This window comes from Novosphingobium sp. BL-S-34 (assembly GCF_056857015.1).
This window is the reverse complement of sequence record NZ_CM166473.1, coordinates 683590-696057: the sequence shown is the minus strand read 5'-3', so window position 1 is coordinate 696057 and position 12468 is coordinate 683590. Positions and strand designations below refer to the sequence as shown.

At 63.3% G+C, this 12468-nt stretch carries 9 protein-coding genes and 1 pseudogene; 7 read left to right on the top strand and 3 right to left on the bottom strand.

Annotated elements, in window-relative coordinates:
* Positions 1-78 precede the first annotated feature (78 nt).
* Positions 79-1677 carry an alpha,alpha-trehalase TreF gene (gene treF, locus AC1VV3_RS17080; protein WP_482963017.1) on the top strand — a complete coding sequence of 533 codons (1599 nt, stop codon included), beginning with the start codon at positions 79-81 and terminating at the stop codon, positions 1675-1677.
* A 175-nt stretch (positions 1678-1852) separates the two neighbouring features.
* Here the strand turns inward: treF and AC1VV3_RS17075 are convergent, their stop codons facing one another.
* On the bottom strand, positions 1853-4213 hold the full coding sequence (locus tag AC1VV3_RS17075; protein WP_482963016.1) for a glycoside hydrolase family 31 protein: 2361 nt from the start codon (positions 4211-4213) through the stop codon (positions 1853-1855).
* Positions 4214-4623: 410 nt separating this feature from the next.
* Between AC1VV3_RS17075 and AC1VV3_RS17070 the strand changes: the two genes are divergently transcribed.
* From AC1VV3_RS17070 to AC1VV3_RS17045, 6 genes and pseudogenes are all read left to right on the top strand, one after another.
* The gene (locus AC1VV3_RS17070) at positions 4624-5619 is read left to right on the top strand and encodes an aldo/keto reductase (RefSeq protein ID WP_482963015.1); all 996 of its coding nucleotides are present in this window, start codon (positions 4624-4626) and stop codon (positions 5617-5619) included.
* A gap of 1 nt (position 5620) precedes the next feature.
* Entirely contained in the window at positions 5621-6388 is a 768-nt protein-coding gene (locus AC1VV3_RS17065) for a glucose 1-dehydrogenase (RefSeq protein WP_482963014.1), read from the top strand.
* Positions 6389-6441: 53 nt separating this feature from the next.
* Positions 6442-7182 (top strand): carboxymuconolactone decarboxylase family protein, encoded by a 741-nt coding sequence (locus AC1VV3_RS17060; protein ID WP_482963013.1) that lies wholly within the window; start codon positions 6442-6444, stop codon positions 7180-7182.
* A complete protein-coding gene (locus AC1VV3_RS17055) occupies positions 7179-7664 on the top strand; it encodes a (R)-mandelonitrile lyase (RefSeq protein WP_482963012.1) in 486 nt (161 codons plus the stop codon). Before AC1VV3_RS17060 ends, AC1VV3_RS17055 begins: the two co-directional genes overlap by 4 nt.
* A 50-nt stretch (positions 7665-7714) precedes the next feature.
* Positions 7715-8658, top strand: a pseudogene (locus AC1VV3_RS17050) (LysR family transcriptional regulator).
* 137 nt (positions 8659-8795) lie between these two features.
* Positions 8796-9131 (top strand): putative quinol monooxygenase, encoded by a 336-nt coding sequence (locus tag AC1VV3_RS17045; RefSeq protein ID WP_482963011.1) that lies wholly within the window; start codon positions 8796-8798, stop codon positions 9129-9131.
* Positions 9132-9162: 31 nt separating this feature from the next.
* Here the strand turns inward: AC1VV3_RS17045 and AC1VV3_RS17040 are convergent, their stop codons facing one another.
* Positions 9163-10638 (bottom strand): sensor histidine kinase, encoded by a 1476-nt coding sequence (locus AC1VV3_RS17040; protein ID WP_482963010.1) that lies wholly within the window; start codon positions 10636-10638, stop codon positions 9163-9165.
* Positions 10639-10958: 320 nt separating this feature from the next.
* The gene (locus tag AC1VV3_RS17035) at positions 10959-12461 is read right to left on the bottom strand and encodes an aldehyde dehydrogenase family protein (RefSeq protein ID WP_482963009.1); all 1503 of its coding nucleotides are present in this window, start codon (positions 12459-12461) and stop codon (positions 10959-10961) included.
* Positions 12462-12468: the final 7 nt, after the last annotated feature.

The window sequence follows — 12468 nt, the reverse complement described above, 5'->3', positions numbered from 1 at the left end:
TCCGCCACATACCGGGCACTTTGGCTCGGTATATCGGTTGAGCCTGCTGAATGCAGGCAAGGCTGGATGGGACCGGGCATGAGCAACAAGACAACACCTCGCGGCACCGTGCTGCGCCTTCGATTGGCTTCCGCGCTTGTCGTGACCAGTATCTGCGTCGCTCTCTGCGCCAACACGGCGCCGGTGCCTTCGCCTGCGGACCAGTATGGCGCCCTGTTCTCGGACGTACAGGAGAACAAGATCTTCGAGGACGGCAAGACGTTCGTCGATGCCGTGCCCCGCACTGATCCCGCAACGATCATGCGCAAGTTCGAGGCAGCGAAGCCCACGACGCCTCAGGAACTGCGCGCCTTCGTCCTGGCCGAGTTCATCGTCCCCGGCATAAACGACACCGCGCCGACCGCGATGCGCGCCCACATCAAGGCACTCTGGCCGCAACTCGTCCGCCGAGACGCACAAGCCCCGCACGCGGGAGATTCCGCGATCCATCTCGAACAGCCCTACGTCGTTCCAGGCGGCCGTTTCCGCGAGATGTACTACTGGGACTCTTATTTTACCATGCTCGGCCTCGTTGCAGACAAACGTGACGATCTTGTCGAAAGCATGATCGACAACTTCACCAGTCTGATCGAACGCTTCGGCCATATTCCCAACGGAACGCGCACTTACTATCTGAGCCGTTCACAGCCGCCGTTCTTTGCGCTCATGCTCGACCTGTCGAAGCAAACTGATACCGCAGTGCGCGCCCGCCGCCTTGCGGCACTGCGCAAGGAATACGCCTATTGGATGGCCGGCGAAGGTTGCGCGCAGAAATCCAAGAAACCCTGTGACCGCGTGATGCCGATGCCGGATGGTAGCCTGCTCAATCGCTACTGGGACGATCGCGACACGCCGCGCGACGAGTCCTTCGCCGAAGATCGCGCAACCGCGGCAAAAGCATCCGGCCGTCCACCCGAGCAGATGTACCGAAACCTGCGCGCCGGCGCGGAAAGCGGATGGGACTTCAGCTCACGCTGGCTTACCGATCCAAAGGATCTCTCCACGATCGAGACGACATCGATCGTGCCCATCGACCTCAATGCCTTGCTCTGGGCGATAGAGCGGCACATTGCCAAGCAATGTGCACAAGCGGGCGACAGGCCCTGCGCTAAAGAATTCGTCAAGCGGGCCGATCTACGCAAAGCCTCCGTCGATCGGTATCTGTGGCTGGGCAAGGAAGCCCGCTACTCCGATTGGGTCTGGTATGATCGCAAGGCAACGCCCGTCCTTTCGAGCGCAACTCTCTATCCTCTGTTCGTCGGCATGGCCTCCACCGGACAAGCCAGAGCGGTTGCGAATACGACCGGGGACAAGCTGATCGCGCCAGGCGGCCTGCGCACGACAAACCTCCGCACGGGCCAACAGTGGGACGCTCCAAACGGCTGGGCTCCTCTTCAATGGGTCGCCATAGAGGGTCTGGAGCGCTACGGCCACAAAGACTTGGCGCAGAACATCGCGACCCGCTGGATCAAGACTGTCGAAGTCACGTACCATGAAACCGGCAAAATGCTCGAAAAGTACGATGTCGAGGAGCGTCTGCCCGGCGGCGGCGGTGAGTATCCGCTCCAGGACGGCTTTGGCTGGACCAACGGCGTGGCAAGCGCAATCCTGGACCGTTACCCGATCAGCACAAACTGATCGGCATGGCGGGCGGGAATGTCTGCCAAACCCACCCAACAGGCGCATCTGATCCCGGCGGCCGAACATGAGCGTGGCCGACACCGGGCAATTTTCCGGAAAGTTGCCCGGCTGCTATCCTTTGTCGAAAACGTCTCGCGCGCGTGAAAGTTGGCGCCGGCGGAAACGGCGTCAGCTAAAGTTTCCGATCGAGTTCTACCCGCAGCGACCTTCCGTGATAGCGCACTTCCTGTCCTTCCGCCTCGTTCAACCCAGTGCCGGACTTCAGAGCTACGACCACAACTCTGAAGATGCGGCTCTGGGCCATCCCTGGGTATCGCCCTCGTCGCGGTCCGATGGTCAATGTGCCGGCCTTGTCGTCCAGGCTCAAATCGATCGTTGCCCGCTCGCCGCGCCGCCAGCCCTGACCATCTCCCGCATCATCGTAAAGGGTGAACCGTCCGTCTGCCCCGCGATAGATGCGCAGTTCGACCGGGAGGTTCGGCGAAGCATCCGCATATTGGACCGGTGACCCCAAGGGCAGAATAGTCCCGGCAGCAACATGGACCGGCAGACGGTCGATCGGCGCCGCGACGGAAATGCGCTTGCCGCCCCGGATGCGCTCGCCCGTCCAGAAATCATACCAGTCGGTGCCGGTCGGCAGGTAGACTTCGCGTGACGTCGCGGCTTTCCGCACCACGGGACTGATCAGGATGGACCGGCCAAACATATATTCGTCCGGGAGGTCGCGCGCCTCCATGTCATCCCGGAAACGCATCCCGACCGGATAAAGGAAGGAGGCGCCCCGATCGGTGACCTGCCATGACTGTGCGTAGAGATAGGGCAGCAGTCGGTAACGCAAGGCGATTGCAGAAAGCAGGGGCGCGCGCGCTGCCTCCGGGAAGCTGTATACTTCCTTGCCGGCACCCGTGCCGTGGATGCGAAACATCGGATTGAACACCGCCGACTGAAGCCAACGCGTGAACAGTTCCTGGTAACCGATGTCCGCCGGGTTGCCGCCGAAGAAGCCACCGATGTCGACCGACCAATAAGGAATGCCGCTCATCGAGAAATTCACGCCGGCGGGGATCTGCTTCCTGAACACGGGCCAACTGCCTGCCACATCGCCCGACCAGGTGATCGCGGCATTGCGTTGCTGTCCGGCCCATGCCGACCGCGTGAGGATGATCGGCCTCTTCGCCGGATAGTCTGCGCGCATCCCGTCATGGACGGCAGCCGTGTGCATGAGCGGATAGGCATTGTATACCTCGGCGCCGGGGCCGGCCGCCGTGGTGACATCGCGCATCTGCCCCCAGGCGCCGCCCAGTTCGGCCTCGCTTCCGTCCAGCCAGTAGCCATCGAAGCCGTTGACGCCCAACCGGGCGGAGATCTGCTTCCAGTAGAGGCTGCGTCCGTTCTTCGAGAAGGCGTCGTACCAGCGTCCCCGTCCGGCGGGATAGACGTTGTTGTAGGTCTCCGGATAGAGCGCGCCGGCCCTATCCAGTTCTTTCGTGGTGTCGAGGTCGAGATCGAACCGGGGCCATACCGAGACGATGCTGTGCACATGCTGGTCGTGTAGCGAAGCCAGCATATTCTTGGGATCAGGATAGCGGGCGGGGTCCATCAATTGGCTGCCCCACGCGCCAGGCTTCCAATATTGCCAGTCCTGAACCACGGCATCCAGCGGTATGCCAAGCCGCCGATACTCCGCCGCCACACCGAGCAATTCGGCCTGCGACTTGTAACGTTCCTTCGACTGCCAAAGCCCCCAGGTCCAGCGCGCCATGAGCGGAGCCTGCCCGGTCAGATCGCGATAGGCCCCGATGATATCGTCCACGTCAGGACCGGCGAAGAGGAAGTAATCGATCCCTTTCCCCGCTTGGGAGCGGAACACGATTTGCTCGCGGGCCTGCGGGACATCGACGTCGACATCGGTGACGGCCGGATTGTTCCAGAAGAGACCATAGCCGCGCGTCGATACCAGCACGGGAACGCCGACATCGGTATTGGCCTGCTGGAGCCGCGTGGTCGTGCCGATAAGGTCCAGAACCCCGGTCTGATGCTGGCCGAGACCGTAAATGCCTTGCGAGCCTTCCAGCCGGAAGCGCTGTTGCACGGCACCGTCGAGAACTGGCGTAGAGCCCATTTTCTGGGTCAGTGGATCGCTCTCGGCGATGATCGGCGCGCCATCTTCGCCTAGCATCGCGACTGCGCCTGCCTTCTTGTCGACGGCTATTTGCATCGCCGATGTCGTCAGCAGAAACCGGGAATCATTTTCCGACATGGACCAGCGGATCAACTTCGGAACACCTACGATCGCAAGTTCGCGCCCTGCTGATTTTGAAGCAGACGTACCGCTCGTGATGTGCACGGTTCGGTCGTTCCAGAAGGTAATGGTGAAAGAGGTTCCGCTACGCCGAAACGTAGCACTCGTCGCGGTTTTGCTCTCCACGGCAACTGATGAAGACAGGCTGGTAGAGGGTGGCTGCCAAGGCGCCTGAGCCGCGGCCGTCATAAAAATGGCGCATGTGGCTATACAACGCCCCAACGTCTTCATTCGCCCCTCTCCCAATCTATACTGCAAGAAGTATAATGGTGACACGGGCGGTCAAGGCAATTTTGAATAAATGTAATTGCGAAGTCCGCACGGATACTGGAACGAAGATGGTTCATGCGCACTGGTCCATCGTCAGGTCCCCCTGCCGAATGATTGCCGGAAGCTCCGGGAGGACTTGAACGGCCCGATTTACTTCAGGGATCAGGCTGTAGCGGCGGCTTGGCCTGTCAACTCCCTCCCATCACGCGCTCCCGAGCATAGTGCCACCGAATCCACAACGAGACATGAGATTATCTCAACGTTGCATGGCGGCGATCTCATGACACGCCACGGGTCCGATCGTGTTGTTATTACCGACAAGGAGGCACCGCTCCCGCCCGGCGCCTGACCCGTAAGCAGAGGAATTCAACATGCAACAGCGTGAACTGGGCGCTAACGGTCCAAACGTGTCCGCCATCGGTCTGGGCTGCATGGGCATGAGCTGGTCCTACGGCCCGCCCAAGGATCGACAGGAGATGATCGCCCTCATTCGCGAGGCCGTGGAACGCGGCGTGACCTTCTTCGACACTGCCGAAGTCTACGGGCCGCGCCTCAACGAGGAATTGGTCGGTGAGGCCCTCGCACCCTTCAAGGGGCAGGTCTTCATCGCCACCAAGTTCGGCTTCGAAGCAGCCCCCGGCGACACGGATCGCTGGAGCAAGCTCAACAGTCGGCCTGAGCACATCCGTAGAGTGGTGGAGGAATCGCTCGCCCGCCTGCGGGTCGAGGCGATCGACCTCTATTATCAGCACCGCGTCGATCCCGATGTGCCGATCGAGGATGTCGCGGGTGCGGTGAGGACGCTGATCGAGGAAGGCAAAGTCAAGCATTTCGGCCTGTCCGAAGCTGGCGTCGGCACGATACGCCGCGCGCACGCCGTGCAGCCGGTGGCCGCATTGCAAAGCGAATATTCGCTGTGGTGGCGCGAACCGGAGGATGAGGTCATTCCGGCGCTGCTGGAACTGGGCATCTCGCTTGTCCCGTTCAGCCCGCTGGGCAAGGGCTTCCTGACCGGCGCTCTGGGTGCCGATGCGGCCTTCGGCGGCGATGATTTCCGCAGCACGGTCCCGCGCTTCCAGGCAGAGAACATCAAGGCCAACCAGGCGCTGGTGGACATCATCCGCCGCTTCGCCGCCGATCGGGGCGTAACCCCCGCACAAGTGGCGCTGGCCTGGCTGCTGGCCAAGCATCCTTCGATCATCCCCATTCCTGGCACCACGAAAGTGGACAGGCTCATCGAGAACTTGGGCGCGGACACGCTTGCCCTCTCTACGGATGACGTCGAGACATTGGAGGCTGCATCCAGTCAGGTCCGCATCGCCGGGGACCGTTACTCGGCCGCGCAAGCTGCGATGGTGGGGCGCTGACATGGCCGTACATTATGACTTCTCCGGCCAGGTCGCCTTCGTCACCGGCGCGGGCAAGGGCATGGGCCTCGCCGCCGCGCAGGCCTTCGCCCGTGCGGGCGCTGCTATCGTGTTGGCGGATATCGACGGCGATCTTGCCGAAATTGAGGCCGCCAAGCTCCGCGACGCGGGACATCGCGCCGTCGGCATCGCCTGCGACGTGGCCGACGAGGCGCAAGTATCCGACGCTGTCGACCGCGCGGTGGCGGAGTACGGCCGTCTCGACATGGCATTCAACAACGCGGGCATCCAGGTGCCGCCCAGCGATGCTGCCGACGAGCCTGCGGAAAACTTCGATCGGGTCAATGCCGTCAACTTGCGCGGCGTATGGGCCTCCATGAAACATGAGCTGCGCCACATGCGCGCGCAGGGCTGCGGCGCGATCGTCAATTGCTCCTCGCTCGGCGGACTTGTCGGCCTGCCCGGTCGCGCAGCCTATCACGCATCGAAGCACGGCGTGATTGGTCTTACCAAGAGCGCTGCGGTCGAATATGCGCCGCGCGGTATCCGGATCAACGCCGTGTGCCCCGGCACGATCGACACGCCGATGGTCGCAGAGATGCTCGACGGCCAATCGGACGCCATGACCGAAATCCTGAAGATGCAACCGATCGGCCGCCTTGGGCACGCCGACGAGGTCGCGCAGGCCGTGCTCTGGCTGTGCAGCCCCGGTTCCAGCTTCGTCCTCGGCGTCGCGCTGCCGGTCGACGGCGGCTTCGTCGCCCATTGATCGGCGCCGTTCCCATGCGCCTTCTCTTTACAGCCATGACAGGACTGATCCTCATGACCAGCACAGCACAGGCCCAGCAGCCCAATGTCGAAGGCCGCCGCCTTTCGCCCGAGCAAGTGCGCAAGGTGGCCCCGGCCCTCGAAAAATACACGCAGGACCGTCTCTACGGCGACGTCTGGAAACGCCCCGGCCTTGACCGGCGCGATCGCAGCCTCATCACCGTGGCCGCCTTGATTGCGCGCGGGCAGGCGCCGGCGCTCACCTACTACGCCGATCAGGCGATCGAGAACGGCGTGAAGCCGCGCGAGATTTCCGAGACGATCACGCACCTCGCCTACTATTCGGGCTGGGGCAACGCGATGGCGGCGGTAGGCCCCGTTGGCGAAGTCTTTGCCCGGCGCGGCATCGGCAGCGATCAGCTTCCCGCCGAGACGCCGCCGCCGCTTCCTCTCGATGAGGCAGCGGAGGCCGTGCGCAAGCAGCGAGTTGGCGAACTCTATGACAGCGTTGCCCCCGGTCTGGTGGGCTACACCACCGACTATCTGTTCCGCGACCTCTGGCTCCGCCCGGACCTCGCCCCGCGCGACCGCAGCCTGGTGACGGTAGCCGCGCTGATCGCCGCGGGACAGACGGAGCAGGTCAGCTACCATCTCGGCCGCGCGATGGATGCGGGCCTCACCCAGGAACAGGCAGCCGAGGTGATCACCCACCTCGCCTTCTACACCGGCTGGCCCAATGCCATGTCCGCGCTGGCCGTCGCCAAAGACGTGTTCGCCCAACGCGCCGCGAAATGAGCGGCGCCACGATCCGGCGTTCGGCGAATATATTGGCGGTGGTCGCCGTTTGCGTGGCGTCTCCGGTCGCGGCGCAGACGGCGGAGGCCGGGGTCAGCCGCGCAGAAGAACGCACTGCCACACCAGGACCGGCCTCGAACTTCACTGGCTCCGTCACGGTGGGTCCGGTCTTTCCCGCATCGCCGCCCAGCGCGGTATCCGCCGGCGAAGTAACCTTTCAGCCGGGCGCCCGATCTAACTGGCATCGCCACCCGATGGGCCAGCACCTCATCGTCACCGCCGGCCTGGGCTGGACCCAGATCGAAGGCGGGCCAGTTGTGGAGATGCGGCCCGGCGATGCCGTCTGGTGTCCGCCCGGTGTGAAGCACTGGCATGGCGCATCTCCCCAAGAGGGCGTCACGCATATCGCGATCCAGGAAACGGTGGGCGGCGCGAACGTCGAATGGCTCGAACCGGTGACGGCCGCCCAGTACCGGCGGTAGGTTTCCGATAGAAAGCACAAACCGGCTTGGGATCGCGCGAAAGCACTCCTATGAGCAGAACAGCCACAGGAGTATCTTATCCCTCGATGAGCTTCAGCCGATCAGACATAGCCAATCTCAGCTACTTCCTGGCCATCGCAAGGCACAGAAACTTCCGGCGCGCCGGTGTCGAACTCGGCGTAAGTGCCTCGGCGCTCAGCCACTCACTGCGCGGTCTTGAGGAACGTCTGGACGTGCGGTTGCTCAACCGGACAAATCGCAGCGTCACACTGACAGCTGCGGGCGAAGCACTGCTGGCCGAAATCGCCGATCCTTTCGAGCGCATCGATGCGGCCGTCGACACACTGAACCGGTTTCGCGGGTCGCCAGCCGGCCGTATCCGGCTGAACGTGCCAGACCAGGCTGCGATCCACCTGCTCGCGCCAGTGATGCCGGCGTTCCTCGATCGCTATCCTGACGTCGAGATCGATCTCTGCGTCAACAACAGCATCGTCGACATCGTCAACCCGGGTTCGATGCCGGCATCCGTTTCGGCGGAACCGTGCCTGCGGACATGATCGCCCAGCGACTGACGCGCGACTTGCGGTGGGTAGTGGCCGGGTCGCCTGCCTATCTGGAGCGCTTCGGCATTCCGCAGCACCCCGAGGACCTGCAGGACCACCGCTGCGTGCAGATCAAGCTAGGCGACGACCGAACTTACAGCTGGGAATTCGACCGGGGTGAGGAAACGCTCTCGATCTCAGTTCCCGGCCGCATATCGATGAATGACAGCGAGACGGCCGTGGCTCTCGCCCGGCATGGTGCAGCCCTGATTTACGCCACGGAAGAAAGCGTGGCGGAAGAGGTTGCGCGCGGGGAACTGCAGCTGGTCCTTACCGAATGGGCTTCGCTCGATGATGGGCTGCACATCTACTATCCCGGCCGCAGGCAGTTGCCCGTCCCGCTGCGGCTGCTGATCGACCTGATCCGCGAATTGAATCCGATCGGCGATTGAAACCGACGACTGCATGCTGGAAGGCAACCATGAAGCTCATTCTGACAACGCTCTGTGCCCTGTCCCTCGCTACCAACATTGCCCCCGCGTCTGCCCGGGACCAAGGGAAGCCGGATCTTGGCACGGCCATGGTTCGCATGGCCGAACTCGAAATAGATCCCGCACAGCTCGATGCCTATAAGGCGATCCTGGCGGAGGAGCAGGAAGCCTCGGTCCGCCTGGAGCCGGGCGTCCTGATGCTCCATTCCTTCGCCATCGCCGAGGCGCCGGCCAAGATCAGGCTGCTTGAAGTCTACGCCAGCAAAGCTGCCTATGAGAGCCACATTCGCTCGCCGCAGTTCCTGAAATACAAGATTTCGACGGAAAAGATGGTGAGGTCGCTGCGGCTGGTCGACATCGACCCGATCCTTCTTTGCGCTAAATCCACCGGGACACCCGGCGGACAGGGCGTTTGCACCGGCCCGGTCAAGTAGCGCGCGCCGCCTACTCGAAGCCAGTGCTCCCTCAATGACGGGCGAAGGCCTTTGCCTTCAGACCGGCGTTCTGATCTTTGAAAGAAGGAAGCAAGACCTCGATTGCAAGCCCGTCATTCCCGCAGGAATCGGGGGCAAGCGCGGCGGCCGTGCCGCCATGAGCGGCAGCAATGGCCTGGACCATGCTGAGACCCAGCCCGTACCCCGGCCCGGACCTGCCGAGTTCCAACCGAACCATCCGCTCGAAGATGCGTTGACGATCCTCCACGGCAACGCCCGGCCCATCGTCGCGCACGCTCAACGCGATCTCCTCCGCCAGGTTGCGGACAAGGAGAGTCACGGTGGTACCGCGCGGCGTATGGACCAGCGCATTGTCGAGCAGGTTTGCGGCTATTCGCTGAAGCAGCGCCTGATCCCCCAGCACGAAGGCTTGTTCGGTTTCGATCAGGAGCCGATGTCCGCTATCCTCAAAGGCCGGCCGGTGGGCCTCGGCGATCTGTTCAACTGCCTCGCCAAGGTCAAGGCGAACGAAGCGTCGCTGGGCCCGTCTACCATCTATTTCCGCGATGGAGAGCAAGCCGGCGAAAAGGTCGGCCAGTCGGTTGCCGTCTTCGATCGCTGCCTCCAGCAGTTCCTGCTGCTCCACGTCCCTGGCCATGCCGGCCGACCGCTCCAGCTTGGTCTGCATGCGGCTGAGCGGTGTGCGCAAGTCGTGGGCCAGGCCGCTCGACAATTCGCGTAACCGCGTCACCAGCGCGACGATCCGGTCGAGCATGCCGTTGAGAACTGTCGCAAGCTCGTCGAACTCGTCCGAAGTTCCTTCCACCGGCATTCGGCGAGACATGTCACCGGCCATGATCGCCTCTGCCCCACGTGCCATGGCGTCCAGGCGCCGGCGCACCGCGCGGCCGAACCCGAGAATGAGGGCAAGATTGACGAGGAACAGGATTCCGAAGGCGGCAAGGAACAGCCGCAGGAGGACCGCATCGATCTGGTCGACCGCCGTTCTATCCGCTGCAACGAGCAGATATCCGCCACCGCCGAGCCGGGAATTCAGGCCCTGGGCAATCGCATCTCGCCCGTCCGGATGTCTGAAATGGATGAATTCGCTCCATCCAGACGGCGGCATGTCCGCGTCTAGCCCTCCCGCCCGGCGCACCCCTTGGCCATCTGCGACGATATAGCCCATCGTCCGATCCAGAGCGATGTCGACCACCGCCAGGTGCCCGGTCGGCACGGGCGGCGTGTAGGCATCCTTGGCACGCACCAGCTGCACCAACGCCTCGAACCCGTGCGTACGCTCGAATTGGAGGAGTGTTCGAGCATCGACGGCAATCCGTTCATCGATCTGACGCTCGACCTCCTCGTGAACGTACCAATAAGTCAGTCCCCCCAAGGCTGCGGTGATCAGGCACGATACCAGCGCCACGACCAGCGCGAGCGTCTGGACGGTTCGAGGATGCGGCAGGCGTCGCGGCAACCTTCCGCCCGGCGGGTCAGTCGGCATCGCAGTTCAGAATATATCCCGATCCCCAGATGGTTCTGATCGCGTCAGGCCAAACAGTAGAGCATTTCATTGTAGCGTTCGGCAGTTCGCGCCGAAGTTCAACCAGCGCTCCTGTAGTTGGAGTCGCCCAGCCGGGATGCAGAATTGTACCTACCGACTGCTCAGCGCGGTCAATTCTAGGTCGGTCGCCGTCACCAGCGGCCAACCAGTTCGTCGCCTTTTGCCAGTCGGGCAGCCCTACAAGATAAAGCCATTGCCAGATGCGGCCAACCTTCTGACCATAAAGCTTTTTCGCAGCCGATCTCAGCGTCCAACCATTTTTACAAGAGCACCGTCACGGTTTTCGTTTCAGTGTAATTGATCACACCCTCCTCGCCGACTTCACGGCCCCATCCGGACTCCTTGACGCCGCCGAACGGTGCAGAAGGATCGTTCATGCCATGCGTGTTCACCCAGACCACGCCGGCCTGAAGACGCCGCGCCGTCAGATGTGCGCGCGAGATATCCCGCGTCCAGATATTGGCGGCAAGGCCGTAGCGCGTGTCATTCGCTGCGCGCACCACCTCGTCGGCATCGTCGAACGGCGTCGCCACCAGCACCGGCCCGAAGATTTCCTCGCGCACGATGGCGGCATCGGGATCGGGGTTGGCGAAGATGGTCGGCTCGACAAAGTAGCCCTCGCGATCGCCCGTACCGCCGCCGCAGACCAGTTCCGCACCGGCCTCCTTGCCCTGCGCGATGTAGTCCAGCACCCGGCTCTGCTGGGCACGGGACACGAGTGGACCCAGCATGACCTCGGGATCTCGCCCATTCCCCAACTTGAAGCCCGCCGCCGCCTCGGCCACCCCTTCGACCACCCGGTCGAACACCGAACGCTCCACATAAAGGCGCGACGCCGCCAGGCAGACCTGCCCGGAATTGAAGAACACCGCCAGCGCCGCCCCCATGGCTGCCGCGTCCAGGTCGGCATCGGCAAAGACCAGCGAGGGCGACTTGCCGCCGAGTTCCAGAGTGACCCGCTTCAGGTCCTGCGCGGCGGTCTGGACGATCTGCTTGCCCACGCGGGTCGATCCCGTGAAAGCGATCTTGTCGATCCCGGGATGCTCGACCAGCGCCTGTCCCGCTTCATGGCCGTAGCCCGTGACGACGTTGAGCACGCCTTCGGGCAGACCCGCCTCCAGCGCCAGTTCGGCCAGGCGCAGGGCAGTGAGCGGGGTCACTTCGGACGGCTTCAGCACGATCGTGCAACCGGCAGCGAGGGCGGGCGCAATCTTCCAGGCGGCCATCGCCAGGGGATAATTCCAGGGCACGATCTGACCCACGACCCCGATCGGCTCCCGAACGGTATAGGAATGATACTGGCGGCCGTCGCCCGAGAACGGGTTGACCTGCCCGCTGATCTTGGATGCCCAGCCCGCCATGTAGCGGAACACGTCGACTGCCGAGGGCACGTCCACCGCAAGCGCATGATGGTAGGTCTTGCCGTTGTCGTAGCTTTCCAGCAGCGCCAGTTCGTGGGCGTTCTCCTCGATCGTTCGAGCGATCGCCTCGATGATCCGGCCCCGGTCGAGCGGGCGCATGCGCGACCATTCCGCGCTCTCGAACGCCTTGCGCGCACGCGTGACGGCACGGTCGACATCTGCCGCGCTGCCCGCCGGCACACTGGCGAAGACCGTGCCGGTGGCGGGGTCCTCTACCTCGATACGCGCGCCGCTTTCCGCCTCGCAGCGCAAACCGCCGATCAGCATCTGCGTGACCGGCAGGTCCACTTCGTGACCGGGCTCGCCATGGCGGGTCACTGCGAAAGTCGAGGGTGCATTCATCTTGTGT

Bases quoted from the DNA above. Each gene is read 5' to 3' on its own strand.
- treF (WP_482963017.1), top strand. From the start codon at position 79: ATGAGCAACAAGACAACACCTCGCGGCACCGTGCTGCGCCTTCGATTG.
- AC1VV3_RS17075 (WP_482963016.1), bottom strand. From the start codon at position 4,213: ATGAAGACGTTGGGGCGTTGTATAGCCACATGCGCCATTTTTATGACG.
- AC1VV3_RS17070 (WP_482963015.1), top strand. From the start codon at position 4,624: ATGCAACAGCGTGAACTGGGCGCTAACGGTCCAAACGTGTCCGCCATC.
- AC1VV3_RS17065 (WP_482963014.1), top strand. From the start codon at position 5,621: ATGGCCGTACATTATGACTTCTCCGGCCAGGTCGCCTTCGTCACCGGC.
- AC1VV3_RS17060 (WP_482963013.1), top strand. From the start codon at position 6,442: ATGACCAGCACAGCACAGGCCCAGCAGCCCAATGTCGAAGGCCGCCGC.
- AC1VV3_RS17055 (WP_482963012.1), top strand. From the start codon at position 7,179: ATGAGCGGCGCCACGATCCGGCGTTCGGCGAATATATTGGCGGTGGTC.
- AC1VV3_RS17045 (WP_482963011.1), top strand. From the start codon at position 8,796: ATGGCCGAACTCGAAATAGATCCCGCACAGCTCGATGCCTATAAGGCG.
- AC1VV3_RS17040 (WP_482963010.1), bottom strand. From the start codon at position 10,638: ATGCCGACTGACCCGCCGGGCGGAAGGTTGCCGCGACGCCTGCCGCAT.
- AC1VV3_RS17035 (WP_482963009.1), bottom strand. From the start codon at position 12,461: ATGAATGCACCCTCGACTTTCGCAGTGACCCGCCATGGCGAGCCCGGT.